At 64.1% G+C, this 20,792-nt stretch carries 15 protein-coding genes and 1 pseudogene; 12 read left to right on the forward strand and 4 right to left on the reverse strand.

Features of this window, described 5'->3' with window-relative positions; genetic code table 11:
* Window positions 1-7: 7 nt before the first annotated feature.
* Window positions 8-457 carry a (2Fe-2S)-binding protein gene (locus IVA74_RS22675; protein WP_247348246.1) on the reverse strand — a complete coding sequence of 150 codons (450 nt, stop codon included), beginning with the start codon at window positions 455-457 and terminating at the stop codon, window positions 8-10.
* Window positions 458-719: 262 nt separating this feature from the next.
* On the opposite strand from IVA74_RS22675, the gene IVA74_RS22680 reads away from it, so the two are divergent.
* Window positions 720-2,339, forward strand: coding sequence for a B12-binding domain-containing radical SAM protein (locus tag IVA74_RS22680; RefSeq protein ID WP_247348248.1), 1,620 nt, complete (start codon window positions 720-722; stop codon window positions 2,337-2,339).
* A 4-nt stretch (window positions 2,340-2,343) separates the two neighbouring features.
* Here the strand turns inward: IVA74_RS22680 and IVA74_RS22685 are convergent, their stop codons facing one another.
* A complete protein-coding gene (locus tag IVA74_RS22685; RefSeq protein ID WP_247348250.1) occupies window positions 2,344-3,732 on the reverse strand; it encodes an MFS transporter in 1,389 nt (462 codons plus the stop codon).
* A 163-nt stretch (window positions 3,733-3,895) separates the two neighbouring features.
* On the opposite strand from IVA74_RS22685, the gene IVA74_RS22690 reads away from it, so the two are divergent.
* Window positions 3,896-4,957, forward strand: a complete 1,062-nt coding sequence (locus IVA74_RS22690; protein ID WP_247348253.1) for an isocitrate/isopropylmalate family dehydrogenase — start codon at window positions 3,896-3,898, stop codon at window positions 4,955-4,957.
* A 361-nt stretch (window positions 4,958-5,318) separates the two neighbouring features.
* On the opposite strand, the gene IVA74_RS22695 is transcribed toward IVA74_RS22690, so the two are convergent.
* Window positions 5,319-6,062, reverse strand: a complete 744-nt coding sequence (locus IVA74_RS22695; RefSeq protein ID WP_247348254.1) for an SDR family oxidoreductase — start codon at window positions 6,060-6,062, stop codon at window positions 5,319-5,321.
* A 157-nt stretch (window positions 6,063-6,219) separates the two neighbouring features.
* Between IVA74_RS22695 and IVA74_RS22700 the strand changes: the two genes are divergently transcribed.
* The 5 genes and pseudogenes from IVA74_RS22700 (at window position 6,220) to IVA74_RS22720 (ending at window position 12,397) form a co-directional block, all read left to right on the forward strand.
* Window positions 6,220-6,990 carry a methyltransferase domain-containing protein gene (locus IVA74_RS22700; protein ID WP_247348256.1) on the forward strand — a complete coding sequence of 257 codons (771 nt, stop codon included), beginning with the start codon at window positions 6,220-6,222 and terminating at the stop codon, window positions 6,988-6,990.
* A gap of 211 nt (window positions 6,991-7,201) precedes the next feature.
* On the forward strand, window positions 7,202-8,215 hold the full coding sequence (locus tag IVA74_RS22705) for a DctP family TRAP transporter solute-binding subunit (protein WP_247348258.1): 1,014 nt from the start codon (window positions 7,202-7,204) through the stop codon (window positions 8,213-8,215).
* 347 nt (window positions 8,216-8,562) lie between these two features.
* Window positions 8,563-8,793: pseudogene (locus IVA74_RS41225) on the forward strand (TRAP transporter small permease); the annotation flags it as partial.
* A gap of 267 nt (window positions 8,794-9,060) precedes the next feature.
* Window positions 9,061-10,341 carry a TRAP transporter large permease subunit gene (locus tag IVA74_RS41230; RefSeq protein WP_247348296.1) on the forward strand — a complete coding sequence of 427 codons (1,281 nt, stop codon included), beginning with the start codon at window positions 9,061-9,063 and terminating at the stop codon, window positions 10,339-10,341.
* A gap of 124 nt (window positions 10,342-10,465) precedes the next feature.
* Window positions 10,466-12,397, forward strand: coding sequence for an alkyl sulfatase dimerization domain-containing protein (locus IVA74_RS22720; protein WP_247348260.1), 1,932 nt, complete (start codon window positions 10,466-10,468; stop codon window positions 12,395-12,397).
* A 76-nt stretch (window positions 12,398-12,473) separates the two neighbouring features.
* On the opposite strand, the gene IVA74_RS22725 is transcribed toward IVA74_RS22720, so the two are convergent.
* Window positions 12,474-13,544: a glycosyltransferase family 4 protein gene (locus tag IVA74_RS22725; protein WP_247348261.1), complete on the reverse strand. Its 1,071-nt coding sequence runs from the start codon at window positions 13,542-13,544 to the stop codon at window positions 12,474-12,476.
* Between the two features lie 275 nt (window positions 13,545-13,819).
* Between IVA74_RS22725 and IVA74_RS22730 the strand changes: the two genes are divergently transcribed.
* The 5 genes from IVA74_RS22730 (at window position 13,820) to IVA74_RS22750 (ending at window position 20,783) form a co-directional block, all read left to right on the forward strand.
* Entirely contained in the window at window positions 13,820-15,583 is a 1,764-nt protein-coding gene (locus tag IVA74_RS22730; RefSeq protein WP_247348263.1) for an ABC transporter ATP-binding protein, read from the forward strand.
* A gap of 56 nt (window positions 15,584-15,639) precedes the next feature.
* On the forward strand, window positions 15,640-17,844 hold the full coding sequence (locus tag IVA74_RS22735) for an amylo-alpha-1,6-glucosidase (RefSeq protein WP_247348265.1): 2,205 nt from the start codon (window positions 15,640-15,642) through the stop codon (window positions 17,842-17,844).
* A gap of 21 nt (window positions 17,845-17,865) precedes the next feature.
* Window positions 17,866-18,387 (forward strand): PRC-barrel domain-containing protein, encoded by a 522-nt coding sequence (locus tag IVA74_RS22740; RefSeq protein ID WP_247348267.1) that lies wholly within the window; start codon window positions 17,866-17,868, stop codon window positions 18,385-18,387.
* A 23-nt stretch (window positions 18,388-18,410) separates the two neighbouring features.
* On the forward strand, window positions 18,411-19,724 hold the full coding sequence (locus IVA74_RS22745; protein ID WP_247348268.1) for an MFS transporter: 1,314 nt from the start codon (window positions 18,411-18,413) through the stop codon (window positions 19,722-19,724).
* A gap of 114 nt (window positions 19,725-19,838) precedes the next feature.
* On the forward strand, window positions 19,839-20,783 hold the full coding sequence (locus tag IVA74_RS22750; RefSeq protein WP_247348270.1) for an oxygenase MpaB family protein: 945 nt from the start codon (window positions 19,839-19,841) through the stop codon (window positions 20,781-20,783).
* Window positions 20,784-20,792 lie beyond the last annotated feature (9 nt).

Consider the following 20,792-nt stretch of genomic DNA (forward strand, 5'->3'; position numbering starts at 1 on the left):
GGGATCCTTACGCGCTTGCGATCGTGTGGATCGCTTCGCGCACCTGCTGGAAGGTGCCGCAGCGGCAGATATTGGTGATAGCCTCGTCGATGTCAGCGTCGGTCGGCTTGGGCTTCTCGTTGAGGAGCGCCGCCACCGCCATGATCATGCCGCTCTGGCAATAGCCGCATTGCGGCACGTCTTGGGCGATCCAGGCTTCCTGCACCTTGTGCAGCGACTTGCCGGAGGCGAGCCCTTCGATGGTCGTGATCTTCTTGCCCACGGCCTCGCTGACCGAAACCCCGCAGGAGCGGGTGGCGACGCCGTCGATGTGAACGGTGCAGGCGCCGCATTGTGCAATGCCGCAGCCATATTTGGTGCCGGTCAGACCGGCATTCTCGCGGATTGCCCACAGCAGCGGCGTATCCGGCTCGACGTCGAGCGTGAAGGCTTTTTCGTTGATTGTAAGGTTTGCCATCGCAGTCCCCTGATTGGTCCAATCCACCGATAGGACTCAGGGGCGCAATGTGTCCGGCAAATTGGAAACCTTCAAATCAACAGTCTGAGGGGTGGCTGGACCTGGCTGGACCCTCCTTGGACGCCCGCGGCACGGCTTGGGGCGACGTATGCCGGCGTCCGCGTGCAGACACCCTTGGAACCGAGAGCGACAGTTTGTCCGTTTTGCCGGGGTGCAAGTCGACAATGCTCTGCTACAGTGGGATCAAGCCAAAAGGGGTTCCATGAACGCACCGCAGCCTTGCAACGTCCTGATGCTCTATCCGCTGTTCTCGGCAGAATCCTTCTGGAGCTTTGGCGAATCCTGCAAAGTGTTGGGCGTGAAGCGCCCCGCCGCCCCCTTGGGCCTGATCACCGTTGCCGCGATGTTGCCCGAGAGCTGGACGGTCCGGCTGATCGATTGCAACACGCAATCCTTCGGCGACGAGGATCTGTCCTGGGCCGACGTCGTCTTCACCGGCGGAATGATGCCGCAGCAGGCCGACACGCTGCGCCTGATCGAAACGTGCCGTGCTGCGGGCAAGCCGGTGGTGGTCGGCGGTCCCGATCCCACCTCGAGCCCCCACATCTATAAGAGGGCCGACTTCCAGGTGCTCGGCGAGGCCGAGAGCGTCATCGACGAATTCATCGCGGCCTGGGACAGTGGCGCACGGTCCGGCGTCTTCATCGCACCGAAATTCCAGGCCGACGTCACCAAAACGCCGGTGCCGCGCTTCGACCTGCTGAAGTTCGAGGACTACCTTTATCTCGGTGTGCAGTATTCGCGCGGCTGTCCGTTTACCTGCGAGTTCTGCGACATCATCGAGCTCTATGGACGCGTGCCGCGGACCAAGACAAACGCGCAGATCCTGATCGAGCTCGATACGCTCTACGCAATGGGTTACCGCGGCCATCTCGACTTCGTCGACGACAATTTCATCGGCAACAAGAAGTCGCTCCGGCTGTTTCTGCCCCAGCTCGCCGAATGGCAACGCGCTCACGGCTATCCCTTCGAATTGTCGACTGAAGCCTCGGTCAATCTGGCCGACGATCCCGAGCTATTGGACCTGATGGGTGCGGCGAACTTCTTCGCCATCTTCGTCGGCATCGAAAGTCCGGACCCGGCGACGCTGGTCGCGATGCGGAAAAAGCAGAACACGCGGCGCAACATCGCCGAGAGCATCCACAAAATCTACGCCGCTGGCATGCTCGTCACCGCGGGTTTTATCGTCGGCTTCGACAATGAGAAGCTCTCGATGGCGGATGCCATGATCGACTTCATCGAAGAGGCGGCGATCCCCGTCAGCATGGTCGGCCTGCTCTATGCCTTGCCGAACACGCAGCTTACGCGCCGCCTGGAGCGCGAAGGCCGGCTGCACCCGGGCCACGACCTGGCGCCGACCATCGGCGCCGATCAGTGCACCGCCGGGATCAACTTCGATCCGGTGCGCCCGTTGCGCGACATCCTGATGGACTACAAGCGCGTGCTGGAGCACATCTACAGCCCGACGGCCTATGCGAGGCGCATCGACCGTCTGATGACGCTGCTCGACCGCTCTCGCCAGCGCCAGGAGCTCGCGGAAGGCGATATCCGCGCCCGGATCGGCGCGATGGAAACGGTGCACAAGGTGGTCACAGCCCTTCCCGAGGCGCGCGGGCCGCTGTGGCAGACCTTCATGAACTGCGCCAAGCGCGACACGTCATCGGCGCGGATCGCCGTGCAGATGATCGCTGCCTATGCGCATCTCGGACCGTTCTCGCGCAAGGTCATCGATGCCATCGACGCACGCCTCGCTGCGCTCGACGAGGAGACGGTCATTCCGGTGGCGACGATCGACGCGACGGCGGCTCGACATCTGGCTTGAGGGTCTACTTCACCGCCAGCCGCAAGAAGCTCATCACGCTGCCGAGCGCGGCAAAGCCGGCGCCAAGTGCCAACGCGACGATGGCGCCGTCGTGACCGGCGAGGGCAAAGCACAGGGCGGCGAGTGCCGCTCCCGTGGTCTGCCCGGTCAGGCGCGCGGTTGCGACGATGCCCGAGGCGCTGCCGCTGCGGTGAGGCGGCGCGCTCGACATCACCGCCTTCATGTTCGGCGCCTGGAAGAACCCGAACCCCATGCCGCAGATCACCATCCGCCAGATGATGTCGGGGATAGCAGGATTGGCCGGAAGCATCGCGAGCAGCGCCATGCCGATGCCGAGCAGCACGAGGCCGATGCCGCCCAACAATCCGACCGCATGCCGGTCGGAGAGACGCCCCGCGATCGGCGCCATGATGCCGACCACCAGCGGCCACGGCGTCATGAAAAATCCGGTCTCGACCTGCGAGCGGCCCAGCACGTCCTCGAAATAGAACGGCAGCGAGACGAAGGCGAGGCCCTGCACCGCAAAGGAGCACACGGCCGTCGCCGCCGACAATGCGAACATCGGCCGGCTGAACAGGTCGATCGGCAGCATCGGCGCCGGATGGTCGGCATGGCGGCGCGTCAGGACGAAGCCGAGCACGAGCGCCGTGACCAGCTCGATGCCCACGACCACAGGCGAGAGATTATGCGCGGCGCTGCCGATGCCCGTGATGAACAGGCCGAGGCAGGCCGACGCCAGGATCGCGCCGAGAAAGTCAAAGCCGTGATCGGCGCGCGGCGTCTTCGGCAGCATCGCAAAGCCGATGCCGATCGCGACGAGGCCGAACGGGATGTTGACGGCGAACAGCCACGGCCATGGGCCGACCGCGAGAATGGCGGAGGCAATCGACGGCCCGAAGGTGAAGGCGGTCGCGACCACCAGCGCGTTGTGACCGAAGCCGCGGCCGAGCATCCTGCTGGGATAGACGAAGCGCACCAGCGCCGTGTTGACGCTCATGATGCCGCTGGCGCCGAGCCCTTGCAGCGTGCGCGCAACCAAGAGACTGTCCAGCGACCACGCCTCCGCGCAGAACAGCGAGGCGATGGTGAACAGGATCAGGCCGCCGAGATAGATGCGCTGGTGCCCGACGATCTCGCCGAGCGCCCCGAGCGGCAGCAGCGTCGCCACCAGCGCGATCTGATAGACGTTGACCACCCAGACCGACTGCTCCGGCGTGACATGCAGATCGGCGGCAATGGCGGGCAGCGCGATGTTGGCGATCGCGGTGTCGAGCGAGGCCATCGCCAGCGCGGTGAAGATCGCGGCGATCGCCCAGCGCCGCCGCGCGACCGGCAGGCCGTCGGAAATGGTGTGGTCGGGCTCGCGCGCGGCGGCAGGTAACGTGATTGTCATTGCCTTGCGCGTTGCTCCGGCGGCGGGGCTGATAAGGACTCGGCATGTACTACGGCCGGGGCGCCTGCCACAGGCATATGCTTGCATGCTGTGTATGCGCGAAGGCTGGGCGATGAGCCTGCGCGACGGCGTATGATCGCTGCTGCAATTTCAGGGGATCGCCATGCAAATCGTCGTTCTGCCCGGTGACGGCATCGGACCGGAGATCACGACCGCGACATCAGGCGTGCTGCGCGCGGCCTCCGAGCGCTTCCAGCTCAATTTGCGGCTGGAGGAGCACGCAGTCGGGCATGCGAGCCTCAAGCAGTTCGGCACGACCGTGCGTCCCGAGCTGCTCGACATCGTCCGCGCCGCCGACGGCCTGATCCTGGGGCCGACCGCGACGTTGGATTTCAAGGACGAGGCGCATGGCGAGATCAATCCGTCGCGGCACTTTCGCAAGAACCTCGACCTCTATGCCAATGTCAGGCCCGCGCGCACTTATGCGGGCCGGGCCGGCCGGGCCGGCGATTTCGACCTCGTCGTGGTGCGCGAAAACACCGAAGGATTTTACGCCGACCGCAACATGGAGCAGGGCAATGGCGAGATGCTGGTTACGCCAGACGTCGTGATCTCGCTGCGCCGGATCACGCGCCTGTGCTGCGAGCACATCGCGCACGCCGCCTGTCGTCTCGCGATGAAGCGGCGCAGGCATCTGACCATCGTGCACAAGGCCAACGTGCTCAAGATCGGCGACGGCATGTTTCTGGATATCTGCCGCGAGGCGGCGAAAGGCTATCCCGGCCTCGCGGTCGACGACATCCTGGTCGACGCCATGATGGCGCATGTGGTGCGCAACCCCGATCGTTTCGACGTCATCGTCGCCACCAACATGTTCGGCGATATCCTGTCCGATCTCACGGCCGAGCTCTCCGGAAGCCTCGGCCTCGGCGGCTCGCTCAATGTCGGTGACCGCTTCGCCATGGCGCAGGCGGCGCACGGCTCGGCGCCTGACATCGCAGGCCAGGACGTCGCCAATCCGGTGTCGCTGATCCTGTCGACGGCGTTGCTGCTGGCCTGGCATGGCGAGAGGAACGGTGCTGTCCGTTACGAGGAAGCCGCGCGAGCGATCGAGGCGGCGGTGGCGACGGCGATCGGCGAGGGCAGGGCGACGCGCGACGTCGGCGGCAAGCTCGGCACGATCGCGGCCGGGGCTGCGATCGCGGAGATCCTGCAGGCGGGGTGAGGTGCTTCTGCGGGTCCTTGCGCTTTTTTCTAAGGGGCCAAAACAAAAAACGCGAAAAGAACCCCATGCACAGTAGAAGGCCCCTTGATCGATAAGGGATTTTCGAACCGCGTCACGACGACATTCGCGGCCGCGATCACGTTGACGCGTCGGGCAAAACACTGGCAGGATGCTAGAGTGGCAGCGGTCGGCGAAAAGACCGGGGCCTGCGCTCATGAATGCGCGACGTCCGCTTCGAGAGCGTAGGATGGGTTGAGCACTTGCGAAACCATCGCGTGTCACGTTGGATGCTGTCGGCTTCGCTGCGCTCTACCATCCCACAAGCTGAACTCTCCGGCAGCCTCGGCCTCGTCGGCGCCCTCTAAAACTGATACCTCCTCAGTCCCCCATCTACCGGGATCACCGTCCCCGTGATGTACCGAGCCACGGGCGAGGCCAGAAACACCGCCAACGCCGCCAGATCTTCCGGCTCGCCCCAATAGCCGACCGGGATCTCTTCCTCCGCAAAGCGCTCGCGATAGTCCGGTGCGTAGTTGCGGCGGATCTGTTCGCTCATGATGCGGCCGGGCGGGATGCAGTTGATGGTGATGCCGTGCTCACCGATCTCGCGCGACAGGCCCTTGGCCCAGGCGTGGACGGCGGCTTTCGCCGCGAACGCGGCGTTGAGGCCTTCCGGCTCGGACTTGCCGGTGATGTTGACGATGCGGCCCCATTTGCGTTCGATCATCTGCGGCAGCAGGGCATGCGCGATGCGGCGGTAGCTGGTGAAGTTCAGCGCGATCGCCTCGTCCCATTTGCTGTCGGGCGCATCGACGGGGAGGGGGCGGCTGCCGCCGGCATTGTTGATGAGGATGTCGACGTGGCCGAGCTGTTTTAGCGCGAAGGCCGAAATCTTCTCCGCCGCGTCCTTTTCCATCACGTCCTGCTCAAACGGCGTGATCAGGCCGGAGCCGACTTCCTTCACCAACTCGGCGAGCAGATCGGTGCGGCGTGCCACGCCGACGACGCGCACGCCTTCGGCGGCGAGACCCTTGGCGATGGCGCGGCCAATGCCGACGCTCGCGCCCGTGACGACAGCGGTTTTTGATTTGAGGCCGAGGTCCATGATCACACGCTCTCTTGTTTGCTTTTTTGCTTGTTGCTGTTGGTTTTGTTGTTCGTTTCCTGCCCTGTCCCCGTCAGGGTGATTTGCCCGACCGGGACGAGCAGTGGTAACCAAGAGCCGCGTTGAAGGAAACACGAAAAAGAAAAGGCGCCGAGCGATGGTCTGGGATCCGCAGCAATATCTGAAATTCTCCGGCCACCGGCTCCGGCCCGCCGTCGACTTGTTGATGCGAATTCCGGATTCTGGTCCGCGTGCGATTGCCGATCTCGGCGCCGGCGCCGGCAATGTCACCAAGCTCATCAAGGAGCGCTGGCCCGACGCAAAGGTGACGGGTGTCGAGGGCTCGGCCGAGATGGTTGCCGCCGGCCGCAAGGCAGCACCGGACGTGGAATGGTCCCATGAAGATCTCGGCCACTGGCGCCCGGCGAAGCAGTATGACGTCGTCTATTCCAATGCCGCACTGCACTGGCTGCCCAATCATGCGGCATTGTTTCCTTCGGTCATGGAGAAGGTGACGCCCGGCGGCATGCTTGCGGTGCAGATGCCGCGCAACTTTCTGGCCCCCTCGCATGTGCTGATCGGCGAGACCGCGCTCGACGGTCCCTGGCGGTCCAAGGTCGAGCATCTCGTCACGCCGCCGCCGGTCGAAGGGCCGGCCTACTATCACGGTCTGCTTGCTCCGATGTCGGCCAATATCGACATCTGGGAGACCGAATATCTGCAGGTGCTCGAAGGCGAGAATCCCGTGAAGGAGTGGACCAAGGGGACCTGGCTGACGCGCTATCTCGACGTCTTGCAGGGCGACGAGAAGGCCGCGTTCGAAGCGGCCTATGGTGAGCGGGTCGCGAAGGCCTATCCGAAGAATGCCGCCGGGCAGACGCTGTTCCCGTTCCGGCGTCTGTTCATGGTCGCCCAGCGCCAGGGCTGATTGCACCGCCGCAATGCGACATAAGCGCTCGCTTCCGGCAGTGGGAGCGGGGGCCGGGTTGCGCATTCAGCAGCCGTCAAGATAGCTTGGCTGCGGCAAATTGGGCTTAGGTCTAGTTGTTCGGGTGGCGGTTTGCTGCCACTACTGGACTGCAAAACTGGGCTGCAAAACAAAAAAGACCCGGTTTTAGAGGTTGTTGGGAGGTTACTTTATGCGCAAGCTGCTTCTTGCGGTCGCCGCCGCGTCTGTTCTCTTGGCTCCTGCCTTGTCTCCCGTCCCGGCCCAGGCCCAGAGCCCGATCGTCATCAAGTTCAGCCACGTCGTCGCCAATGACACCCCGAAGGGCAAGGGCGCGCTGAAGTTCAAGGAGCTTGCCGAGAAGTACACCGACGGCAAGGTCAAGATCGAAATTTATCCGAACTCCACCCTCTATAAGGACAAGGAGGAGATCGAAGCGCTTCAGCTCGGCTCGGTGCAGATGCTCGCGCCCTCGACCGCGAAGTTCGCACCGCTCGGTATCAAGGAGTTCGAGGCGCTCGATCTGCCCTGGCTGTTCAAGGACGACGCGACCTATTCCAACGCGATGAAGGGCACCATCGGCAAATGGCTGTTCCAGAAGCTCGAGACCAAGGGCATCACCGGGCTCGCCTATTGGGACAACGGCTTCCACATGCTCTCCGCTAACCGTGCCCTGATGAAGCCGACCGATTTCCAGGGTCTCAAATTCCGCATCTCCGGATCGAAGATCGCCGACCAATATCTCCGGATCATGGGCTCGATCCCTCAGATCATGGCGTTTTCCGAAGTCTACCAGGCTTTGCAGACGGGCGTGGTCGACGGCTGCGAGAACACCGCGTCGAACTACCTGACGCAGAAGTTCTACGAGGTGCAGAAGGACATCACCGTGTCCTATCACGCGCACCTGCAATACGCAGTCATCGTCAACTCGAAATTCTGGTCGGGCCTGCCGCCTGACATCCGCGCCCAGCTCGAAAAGGCGATGAACGAGGCGACCGACTACACCAACTCGATCGCGCGCCAGGAGAACGAAGATGCGCTGGCCGAGATCAAGAAGACGGGCAAGACCACGTTGCATTATCTGACTGACGCCGATCGCAAGGCATGGCAGGAGGCGATGCAGCCGACCTACAAATGGGCGAAGGGGCGGGTCGGGCAGGAGGTGCTCGATCTCCTCGCCAAGGAACTCGACGTCAAGATGAACTGACGCCGGCGCCGTTATAAGAACAACCATAACGGTCGGGGGTGATCGCACTCCCGGCCGTTGCTCTTGATGATGAGCCAAGCTGGGGGACCAAGTTGCTGCGTGTACTGAATCGTGTGCTCAATCATCTCGAGGAATGGCTGATCGCGACGTTGATCGCGGCTGCGACATTGCTCATCTTCGTTGCCGTGCTGCACCGTTATGGCGCCGGGCTGTCGATCGACATCGCCAAATGGGCGGAGGCGCGCAACCTGGCCTTGCTGGCCGTTCCCGCGCGAGCCGCGTTCGTCTGGCTTGCCGCTCTCGACCTGTCCTGGGCGCAGGAACTCTGCATCTACATGTTCATCTGGATGGCGAAGTTCGGTGCGGCCTACGGGGTACGCACCGGCATCCATGTCGGCGTCGACGTCCTGGTCAACATCCTTCCCGGCGGATCGCGCCGCCGCGTCATCACTTTCGGCCTGATGTGCGGCGCCCTTTTCACCGCCATCGTGTGCTATTTCGGGGCCGCGTTTGTCGGCCAGATGTGGCAGACCGGCCAACAATCCAACGATCTCGAAGCGCCGATGTGGCTGGTGTATCTCACCATCCCGCTCGGCTCCGGGCTGATGTGCTTCCGCTTCCTGCAAGTCGCCTGGTCGTTCTATCGCACCGGCGAGCTGCCGCATCACGACATGGCCGGCGTCGAGGGCGTCGAGGCAGACCCGGTTCATCCGGCCCCGGTCACGCGCAGTCAGGTCGCCCGCGACGAACGCAGCCCGCTCGGCTGGGTCCTGATGCTGTTGCCGGTCCTGATCGTCGCCGTGTGCTTCGCGCATTCGGCGCACGTGATCACGCTGCCGCAGGGCCTGCGTGTCGCCGTGGTCTTCGGCCTTCTGCTGTCGTTGATGCTCACGGGCATGCCGATTTCGATTGCGCTCGGTCTGACCGTGCTCAGCTTCATGTTCACGCTGACCGACGTGCGAACGGAATCGGTGGCGCTGAAGCTGTTTACAGGCATCGAGAGCTTCGAGATCATGGCGATCCCGTTCTTCATCCTTGCCGGCAACTTCCTGACCCATGGCGGCGTGGCACGCCGGATGATCGCCTTTGCGACCGCGCTGGTCGGCCATTGGTACGGCGGCCTTGCGCTCTCGGGCGTGGTCGCCTGCGCGCTGTTCGCCGCGATCTCCGGCTCATCGCCGGCCACGGTGGTGGCGATCGGATCGGTGATCCTGCCTGCGATGGTCGCGCAGGGGTTTCCGAAGCGGTTCGGGGCGGGCGTGATCACGACCTCCGGCTCGCTGGGAATTCTCATTCCACCCTCGATTCCGATGGTCCTTTTTGCCGTCTCCACCAATACCTCCGTCGGCAAGCTGTTCATCGCCGGGATCGTGCCGGGGCTCGTGCTCGCCATGCTGCTCGGCGCCACGACGTTCTATCGGGCCTGGCGTAACGACTATCCGAGGATGCCGAAAGCAACCCTCGTCGAGCGGTTCGATGCGTTCCGCAAATCGATCTGGGGCATCCTGCTGATCGTGATCGTGATCGGCGGCATCTACAGCGGCCTGTTCACACCGACCGAAGCTGCCGCCGTCAGCGCGGTGTATGCCTTTATCGTCGCAGTGTTCATCTACAAGGATCTGAAGCTGCGAGACGTGCCGCGCGTGCTGCTGTCGTCGGCAAATCTGTCGGCGATGCTGCTCTACATCATCACCAACGCCGTCTTGTTCTCGTTCCTGATGACTTACGAGAACGTGCCGCAAGCGCTCGCGCAATGGATGATCGACCAGGGCCTCGGCTGGATCGGCTTCCTCCTCGTCGTCAATCTCCTGCTGCTGGTGGCGGGCAACGTGATGGAGCCGTCCTCGATCATCCTGATCATGGCGCCGATCCTGTTTCCGGTTGCGATCAAGCTCGGCATCGATCCGATCCATTTCGGCATCCTGATGACGGTCAACATGGAGGTCGGACTGTGCCATCCGCCGGTCGGCCTCAATCTCTACGTCGCCTCGGGCATCGCCAAGATGGGTATCACCGAGCTCACGGTCGCGGTGTGGCCATGGCTCCTGACCATGCTGGCGTTCCTTGTGGTCGTGACCTATTGGCCGGGCCTGTCGTTGTGGCTGCCCAGGCTGTTGGGCATGTAGCTGCGAACACGCTGCATCCTCTCCGCCTTTGGGCGCGGGGCTACGCATCACGCCGTCCTCCCGCCATGGCAATCGACCGCGAGATGCGGTTAGATGCCGCGCGAGAGGCCGGGAGGAGATCAAGATGACAGACACGTCCAGCAGCGAGCCGAAGGACGCAACGGCGTCCGTCATCGCGCAGCAGACGGCGATGCTGAACGCGCTGCCGTTTTCCGACACGCGGGATTTCGACGATGCCGCGCGCGGCTTTCTCGGCACGATCGACAACGCGAAGATTACAAACCCGCAAGGACGGACAGTCTGGAGCCTCGAACCCTACGGCTTCCTGTCGACCGAGCAGGCGCCGCCGACCGTCAATCCCAGCCTGTGGCGGCAGTCGCGACTCAACATGCAGCACGGGCTGTTCGAGGTCGTGCCCGGAATCTACCAGGTGCGTGGGCTGGACATCGCCAACATGACGCTGATCGAGGGCGACAGCGGTGTCATCGTCGTGGACACGCTGACCTCGATTGAGGGCGCGCGCGCCGCGCTCGATCTTTACTACAAGCATCGCGGCCAGCGGCCGGTCGCGGCCGTGATCTTCACCCACACCCACACCGACCATTGGGGCGGCGCGCGCGGCGTGCTGGAGGAGGATGCGCTCGCCACCGGGCGCGTGCCGATCATCGCGCCCAATTTGTTCATGGAGCATGCCGTCTCCGAGAACATCATCGCGGGACCGGCGATGCTGCGCCGGGCGCAGTACCAGTTCGGGCCGCTTCTCGCCAAGGGCGTGCGCGGGCAGGTCGATTGCGGCCTCGGCAAGTCGATGGCGGCAGGTTCAGTGGCGCTGCTGCGGCCGACCGATTTGATCATGGCGACCGGCGACAGGCGCGTGATCGACGGCGTCGAATTCGAATTCCAGATGGCGCCGAACAGCGAAGCGCCGGCGGAGATGCATTTCTTCATCCCGCGCTACAAGCTGTTGAACCTCGCCGAGAACTGCACCCACAATTTCCACAATCTGCTGCCGTTCCGCGGCGCCGACGTGCGCGACGCGCTGGCCTGGTCGAAATATCTGGGCGAGGCCTTGCAGCTCTGGGACGGCAAGGCGGAGGCGATGTGCGGCCAGCACCACTGGCCGGTGTGGGGACGCGACCGCATCGGCACCATGATCCGGCAGCAGCGCGACCTCTACAAATTCGCGCATGACCAGACCATCCGCCTGATGAACCACGGCCTCACCGCCGCCGAGATCGCCGAAACCATCCAACTGCCGAAGAGTCTCGAGGGCGCCTGGCATGGCCGCGGATATTACGGCCATATCCGGCACAATGTGAAGGCGATCTACCAGAAATATCTCGGCTGGTATGACGCCAATCCGGTCAATCTCGATCCGTTGCCGCCGGTGGAATCCGGCAAGAAGTACGTCGAATATATGGGTGGTGCCGACGCCATTCTGGCGCGGGCGCGTGCCGATTTTGACAAGGGCGAATTCCGCTTCGTGGCGCAGGCGCTCGGCCATCTCGTCTTTGCCGAGCCGGATAATGCGGCGGCGCGCGCGTTGCTGGCGGACACGCTGGAGCAGCTCGGCTATGCCGCGGAAAGCGCGACCTGGCGCAACGCCTATCTGTTTGGCGCGCAGGAATTGCGCCAGGGCATGCCGAAGGTGCCGGCGCGCCCGCCGATGCCGCGCGAGACGCTGGCGGCGCTGCGCACCTCACAGCTCTGGGACGTGCTCGGCATCCGCCTCAACGGACCGAAGGCGGAAGGCAAGCACATCGTGCTGAACTGGAGCTTTTCCGACACCGGCGAGACGTTCGTGCTCAATCTGGAGAATTCCGCGCTCACCTATACCGAGGGCGTACAGGCGGAAGGCGCGGATGCCAGCTTCACGCTCGCGCGCTCAACTTTTGACGAGGTGATCGCGAAGCTGACGAGCTTCCCGGAAGCCGTCGCCGCCGGCAAGGTCAAGCTATCCGGCAACCCGATGCGGCTCGCCGAGCTGATGGGCCTGATGGACGACTTCCCGCGCATGTTCGAGATCGTGGAGCCGAAGCGGGCGGAGGTGAGATAAGCTTCTCGTGCTCCGGCTCTGCGCCGCAACGCAAAAGGCGTTGCAGCGCGTCCGGGACACGAGAGTGGTCAGCAAACTACTCCGCGCTGCTCACCAGCTTGATCCGCGGCGCCTTCTCCTCGTCCAGGCTGCGATAGGCCGCGAGATAGTCCAGCGCCATGCGCCGCGCCGTGAAGCGCGTCTCGAACTGCTTGCGGATGGCAGAGCGGTCGAGTTGCTGCAGGCGGCCGACGACGCCGGCCGCGCTGAGGACGTCCTCGACGACGAAGCCGGTGAGGCCCTCGTCGATGATCTCCGGCACCGAGCCGCGGTTGAAGGCGACGACCGGCGTTCCGCAGGCCATGGCTTCGATCATGACGAGACCAAACGGCTCCGGCCAGTCGATCGGCAGCAACAGGCCGAGTGCGCCGCTCAAAAAGTCCGACTTCTCGTGATCGCTGATCTCGCCGATGAATTCCACCAGCGGATTGTTTTCGATCATCGGCCGGATCAGCTCGTCATAGTAATCCTGGTCGGTACGGTCGACCTTGGCCGCGATCTTCAGCGGAATCCCGCAATGGGTCGCGATCTTGATGGCGCGGTCGACGCCCTTTTCCGGCGCGATGCGGCCGAGCACGGCGAGATATTCCTGCTTCGCCGGCTTCGGCGTCAACAGGTTCTCCGGCAGACCGTGGTGGATCGTCCTTACCCAGTTCGCCTGCGGCACCGGCCGCCGCTGCGCGTTCGAGATAGAGATGACGGGGACCTTCGAAAAGGTGTTGAAGACCGGCTGATGCTCCGGGAGGTCGAGCCGGCCGTGCAGCGTGGTTAGGAACGGCGTCGGCTGCCGGTAGAACAGCGACCACGGATAATAATCGAGATGGAAGTGGAGGAAGTCGAACTCCTCGTCGTCACATTTCTGCCGCACCCGCTCCAGCATCACCATGTGCAGCGCATTGGGATCGCGCACGGAACCGTCGAGGCGGAGCGCCCGCGGCCATAACGCATCCAGCTTCGCCGAGGTCTGCGAATCGCCGCTGGCGAACAGCGTCACGTCGTGTCCAAGGGCCACCAGCTCTTCCGTCAACCAATGCACCACCCGCTCGGTGCCGCCATACAGCTTGGGTGGAACAGCCTCCGTCAACGGAGCTACCTGCGCGATGCGCATCTCGCCATCTCCTCTGCGATCATGAACGTGAAACCCCCAGTCTTTGCGGCACCGGCAATGCCAGTCAGGGGAACGTTCCCGCACTTGCGAAGTTCCTTCCCTCAGAGGTTACTTATTGGACACGTCGGGTGCTCGTCGCGGTGCTGCCATCACATCTCCGCAGATCGTCCGCATCCGCATGTCGTGATGGGTTTGCCCGGGAACCGAGGCGAAGTGGTCGATGTTCAGTCGATTAACAGAAAAATTGAAAACATCACGACGGGGTCGATAGTCACATGGATCATCTTTCTGGATACGCGCGCCGGCCATTCGCCTTTGTTTTGCGCTATCTCCGGCGTCGTCTGGCGTCGCATCTCGTGATCCTGACCGCTGTCGTTGCGGCCGTTGCCTGCTCCGTAGGCACGCAGTACGGCGTTAAATCCCTCGTCGACAGCCTGACGGCCGGAACTTCACACGGTGGCAGCGTATGGCTGGCATTCGTTTTACTCATGTCGCTGATCGCCGCCGACAATTTCCTTTGGCGGATCGCCAGCTGGACGGCGAGCTTCACCTTCGTGCGTGTCACGGGTGATTTACGCCGTGACATATTTCGTCATCTGACAGGCCACGCGCCGAGTTACTTCTCCGACCGCATGCCGGGCATGCTGACGAGCCGCATCACGGCGACCTCGAACGCGGTGTTTACCGTCGAGAACATGTTCGTCTGGAATGTGTTGCCGCCCTGCATCGCCACAGTTGCGGCAATCGCTCTGATTGGAACCGTCAGTCCCTATATGGCACTCGGCTTGATTGTGATCGCTGGCGGCATGGTGCTGGCGATGTTCCGTCTGGCGGCTGCGGGCAAGCCGCTGCACGACGACTTCGCCGATAAGGCCGCCGTCGTCGACGGCGAGATGATCGACGTCATCAGCAACATGCCGCTGGTGCGCGCCTTTTGCGGCATCGGGCACGAGCATGAGCGTTTCGACGCGACGGTGAACCGGGAGCTCACGGCGCGCGGTCGCAGCCTGCGCTATCTGGAGAAGCTGCGGCTTATCCATGCCGGCATTACCGTCGTGCTCACAATCACCCTGATGGCCTGGGCCATCATGCTCTGGCAGGATGGCGCGGCGACCACCGGCGACGTCGTGCTGGTCTGTACCCTCGGTCTCTCCATTCTCAACGCGACCCGCGATCTTGCGGTGGCGCTGGTCGACGTCACCCAGCACGTTGCGCGGTTGACCGAGGCGATCGCCACGCTGCTGGTGCCGCATGAATTGCGCGACCACCCCGACGCCGAGCCGCTGGTAAAGAGGGGCGCCGCGATCGCGTACAACAATGTCACCTTCGGCTATTCCGGGGGTGAGAAGATCTTTGAGCGGTTCAGCCTGCGCCTGCAGCCCGGCCAGCGCGTCGGCTTGGTCGGCCAGTCCGGCGGCGGCAAGTCGACGCTGTTCGCGCTGCTCCAGCGCTTCTACGATGCCGACGAAGGCAGCATCACCATCGACGGCCAGGACATTTCCAAGGTGACGCAGCAGAGTCTGCGCGCGGCGATCTCCGTCGTGCCGCAGGACATCTCCCTGTTCCACCGCTCGATCCGCGAGAACATCCGCTATGGCCGCCCGAACGCCACCGACGACGAGGTGCTGCGTGCGGCGATTGCGGCGCGCTGCGATTTCGTCGAGAGTCTGCCTGGCGGTCTCGACACCATGGTTGGCGACCGCGGCGTCAAGATGTCCGGCGGCCAGCGCCAACGCATCGCGATCGCGCGTGCCTTCCTGAAGGACGCGCCGATCCTGCTGCTGGACGAAGCGACCGCCGCGCTCGACAGCGAATCCGAGGAGGCGATCCGCGAGGCGCTGTCGCGGCTGATGCGCGGCCGCACCGTCATCGCGATCGCGCATCGCCTCGCGACGTTGCGCAATTTCGACCGCGTGATCGTGCTGAAGGGTGGTAAGATCATCGAGGACGGGTCACCCGAACGTCTGATGCAAGGCCACGGGCCCTACCGTGAGCTGGTCACGCAGGAAATGAGCCGGCTCGCGCAGGCCGCCGCGTAAACCAACAGTCGCGTTCGAGTCGGTTGCGTGTCGAAACAAGCGCAGGGGAGCTGCTGATGTCGGCTGAAGCCGTTACTCAATTCATCTCCGTGACGCGGACCATGGACCAGGTCGCGGAGCAACCTTTCTATATTCCGATGACGGGACCGTCGGCGCGGCCGCGGCGTTCGCTCAAGCACGACGATACCTTTATCGTGCTTGACAGCCATGGCGACATCGGCGCCTCGGCCGGCGGGCCCGACGGCCTGTTCCATCACGACACGCGCTACCTTGCGAGGCTTGAGCTCGTGCTCGACGATCTCCAGCCGTTGTTGCTGGGATCCAACCTGCGCGACGACAACTCGGCGCTGACGGTCGATCTCACCAATCCGGATATCTACCGGGAGGGCAGCCTCGTGCTGCAAAAGGACCTGCTCCACATCGTGCGCACGATCTTCCTGTGGCGCGGCACCGCCTATCAGCGCATCGGCGTGCAGAACCACGGCGACCGCCCGGCCAATTTCGGGCTGACCCTGCTGTTCGACAATGATTTCGCCGATCTGTTCGAGGTTCGCGGCGAGCGGCGTCCGCGTCGCGGCATTGGCTCGAGCCGGCTGTTGGGCCCGACCGACGTGCTGTTCGACTACCGCGGTCTTGATGACGCCGAGCGCACCACATGCCTGCATTTCGACCCGCGCCCGACGAAGTTGTCGGTGAATGCCGCAACCTGGCAACTCGAACTTGATCCGCATGAGTCGAAATCGCTGTTCGTGGCCGTGTCCTGCAATCGGCCGATCACGGAGAAGCCGGCGCGCTTTTTCAGGGGGCTGCTCGCCCACCGCCGCGAGATGCGGCAATCGACGATGGGGACCGCCAGCATCGAGACATCCAACAACATCTTCAACGAGGTGCTGTGCCAGTCCATGGCCGACCTCAACATGCTGATGACGGAGACGCCGCAGGGCCGCTATCCGTATGCAGGGATTCCCTGGTACTCGACGACGTTCGGCCGCGACGGCCTGATTACGGCTCTGCAAATGCTGTGGGTCGACCCGCGCATCGCCAAGGGCGTGTTGCGGCGGCTCGCGCATTTCCAGGCCAAGGCGGTCGATCCGCTGAACGATGCGGCGCCCGGAAAGATTCTGCATGAGATGCGCGGCGGCGAGATGGCGGCGCTGCGCGAGGTGCCGTTCGCTCAGTATTACGGCAGCGTGGATTCGACCGCTTTGTTCGTGCTGCTCGCCGGAAGCTATTTCGAGCGCACCGGCGACGAGAAGACGTTGACCGAGTTGTGGCCGGCCATCGAGGCGGGGTTGGCCTGGATCGACGGCCCCGGGGACCCCGACAAGGACGGCTTCGTCGAATACCAGCGAGCCACGGAAAAGGGCCTCGCCAATCAGGGCTGGAAGGATTCCTACGACGCGATCTTCCATGCCGATGGCCAGCTTGCGGAAGGCAATCTCGCGCTGGCCGAGGTGCAAGGTTACGTCTTTGCCGCCAAGCGGCTCGCCGCGCGCTGTGCGCTCCGGCTGGGCAAGCCCGATCTCGCCAAAAAGCTCGAGGCCGAGGCCAAGGCGCTGGCCGAGCGCTTCGAGGCCGCGTTCTGGTGCGAAGAGCTCGGCACCTATGCGCTCGCGCTCGACGGCAAGAAGCGGCCCTGCAAGGTACGGACCTCAAACGCCGGGCAGGTGCTGTTCAGCGGCATGATCCGTGAAGATCGCGCCCGTCTCGTCGCCGCCGATCTGATGGGGCCGCACTTCTACTCGGGCTGGGGCATCCGCACCGTCGCTGTCGGCGAGGTGCGTTACAACCCGATGTCCTATCATGACGGGTCGATCTGGCCGCACGACAACGCACTGATCGCGCTCGGGCTCGCGCGCTACGGGCTGAAGCATTCGGTCGCGCAGGTCTTCAAGGGATTGTTCGACGCTGCAACCTACATGGACCTGCGCCGGTTACCCGAATTGTTCTGCGGCTTCCGGCGCGAGAAGCGGCGCGGCCCGACGCTCTATCCGGTGGCCTGCGCGCCGCAGGCCTGGGCCAGCGCAACCGCGTTCACGTTGCTGGAGGCGGCGCTGGGCATCGAGTTCGATGTGGCGCGCGGAGAGATCCGGTTGCGCAATCCGCGTCTGCCGGCGTTCCTGCACGAGGTGATTTTGCGCGATCTGCTCCTGGGCGAGTCCAGCGTGGATCTGCGCGTCAGCCGCCATGGCGAGGACGTCGCGCTGGAGGTGTTGCGCACGCGTGGCCAGATCCAGGTCTCGATCGTGTTGGCGCGCTAGCGGCGCGCGGAAGGAGGGTGCATGCGTACCGCCGGATGGTTGATCCTGAGCGTGGTGATCGTCGCGGGATTGACGGTCGCCGTATCACGAGCTGCGGAGGAGTTGCCCGCGCCTTCAACTGAAGCGAATGCGCCGCCGACGCTGCAGCCGCCGGCGTCATCGGTCCCCGTCACGCCAAAGGATGCCGCGCCACCGCCGTCGGTCACGATCATCGGCGCCAGCGATGCGCATGGTGTGCTTGGCCGTGACGTGCTCAGCGCGGCGAACGAGGGCATGGGTCGCATCGTCGACGTCATCGTCGATCGCAGTGGCCATGTCCGCGCTGCAGTTATCGATTTCGGCGGCTTCCTCGGTGTCGGCAGCCGCAAGATCGTGGTTGACTGGAACGCTTTGCGGTTCGGCAAGATCGCCAGCAAGAAGGACAGCATCACGCTGGAATTGACCAAGGCGCAGGTCGCCGCCGCGCCGGAATACAAGGAAGACGCGCCGATGGTCGTGCTCGGCGCGTCCGGCAGCCTGCAACCGCTGCAAGCGGTTCAGTGAGGCGCGGGGAGGGATGGCCGCCTGTGCTGTTGTCGAGAAAGCCGAACCATGCAGATCGCGAGGGCCGCGCTAAGCACGACAACGATGCCGCGCCATTGCCTCCCGGTATTCCGGCACCGTCGCGCCAGAGCCTGCGCGGTCTCGACTGGTTCATCTTCTTCCTCGCCGATGTACAAACCGGATTTGGTCCCTTCATCGCGGTTTACCTCACAACGCAAAAATGGACCCAGGTCGAGATCGGCCTGGTGCTGTCGATCGGCGGCATCGTTGCTCTGATCGGACAGATGCCGGGCGGCGCCATCATCGATGCCGCAAAATCCGAACGGCTGGTCGCGGGCCTCGCCATCGCCACCATCGGCTGCTGCGCGCTCACCTATGCGGCGATGCCGATCTTCCCCGTGGTGGTGGCTGCGGCCACCTTGCACGCGGCAGCGAGCTGCGTGCTCGGGCCGGCGATCGCGGCGATCAGCCTCGGCCTGGTCGGACCGTTCGCGATGGGCGAGCGGCTCGGCCGCAACGCCCGCTTTGCCTCGCTTGGCAACGGTGTTGCGGCTGCCGTAATGGGCACGGCCGGCTATCTGCTGTCGAGCCGCTCGGTGTTCCTGGTCTCCTTCCTGCTCGCGATCCCCACTCTGATCGCGCTGTCGCGCATCCGCGAGCATGAAGTCGACATCGCGCGCTGCCACGGCGAAATGCCGCGCGAGGCGAAGGATCGCGGCGACACCAATATCTGGCACCTGATCCGACAGCGTCCGCTCATCGTCTTTGCGCTGAGCGTCTTGCTGTTGCAACTGGCGAACGCCTCGATGATGCCGCTGATGGCGAGCGCGGTGACGGCGCGATCGGCCCAGTGGGCGACGGTGCTGGTCGCCTTTTGCATCGTCGTGCCGCAGGCGATCGTGGCGTTGCTGTCGCCGACGGTCGGACGCAAGGCGCAAGCGTGGGGCCGCCGGCCGCTGCTGCTGATCGGGTTCGGTGCGCTGGCGATCCGCGGCCTGCTGTTCGCCACCGTGCGCGATCCCTATTTGCTGGTGCTGGTGCAGGTGTTCGACGGCTTCACCGCCGCGGTATTCGCAGTCATGATCCCGCTGATCGTGGCTGACGTCGCCTTCGGCAGCGGCCATTTCAATCTTGCGCAGGGCATCGTCGGCACGGCAACGGGCATCGGTGCATCGCTGAGCACCGCGCTCGGCGGCTACGTCAGCGACAAATTTGGCAATGCCACCGCCTTCTTCGGGCTGGCAAGCATTGCTGCGACGGGATTTCTGCTGATCCTGATGGTGATGCCGGAGACCCGGCGCAAGGGCATGATTGCGCCAAAAGAAATAGCCGGCTGAACCAATTCAGCCGGGGCGTCGTAGGATCGGGCCAGGTGAGAACATCGCCGTTCATCGAATTGCCACAGGCCTTGCGGATCGTCGGTCCTCGCTCGCAATCGAAAGGCCCTGCAAGTGGTGTCCGCGAACGATCTGGAATTTGCCCTCGATCAAGTCCGCGCCAACGCCCCGGAGCAGGTCCCCGGCGTGTTCGGCCCGTCCTCGGTGACTTGGCGGATCGACCGCGAGGCCGTCATCTTTCTCGGCGCCGGTCGTGCGCTGTTGCTGCAGCTGGCCCACCCCTGGGTCGCCGCCGCCATCGCCGAGCATTCCAAAACCTTCGCCGATCCGATCGGACGATTTCACCGCACCTTCGACATCGTCTTTGCCATGGTGTTCGGCTCGCTCGACCGCGCGCTGTTGTCGTCGCGGCAATTGTACCGGCGCCACAGCATGATCGTCGGCGAGATGCCCGAGACCGTCGGTCCGTTCGTGGCCGGCTCGCGCTACTGTGCCAACGACATCCCTTCGCTGCGCTGGGTTCATGCCACGCTGGTCGAGACGGCGCTGATGGCGCACGATCTGGTTTTGCCGCCGCTCTCGGCGGAGGAGCGCGAACGCTACTGGACCGAGAGCCGGACGTTCGGCGCCTTGTTCGGATTGACGGGGGACGACCTGCCCGCGGATTGGTCAGGCTTTGCGGCCTACACCAATGCGATGGCACAGTCGGACACGCTGACCGTCAGTCCGGCCGCGCGTGAGATCGTGAGGCAGATCTTTGGCGGCGCGCGTCCGTGGTTGCGGCCGCCGCGATGGTATCGCGCGCTCACGGCGAGCTTGCTGCCGGAGCCATTGCGCGCGGGCTTTGGGTTTGGGCTCGACGAGCGCAACACCAGGTCGGCCGACAACGCACTGAAATGGATCCGGCGGGTCTACCCGAAATTGCCGGACCGGTTGCGCTATGTCGGTCCGTACCAGGAAGCGCATGCGCGGCTAAACGGCGAACCGCAGCCCGACTGGTTGACCCGGTGCCTCAACAGAGCCTGGATCGGCCGCTCGCAGATGGATCACCGCCGCTAAGAAGCGCCT

The sequence above is a fragment of the Bradyrhizobium sp. 132 genome, assembly GCF_023074185.1.
GTDB lineage: Bacteria > Pseudomonadota > Alphaproteobacteria > Rhizobiales > Xanthobacteraceae > Bradyrhizobium.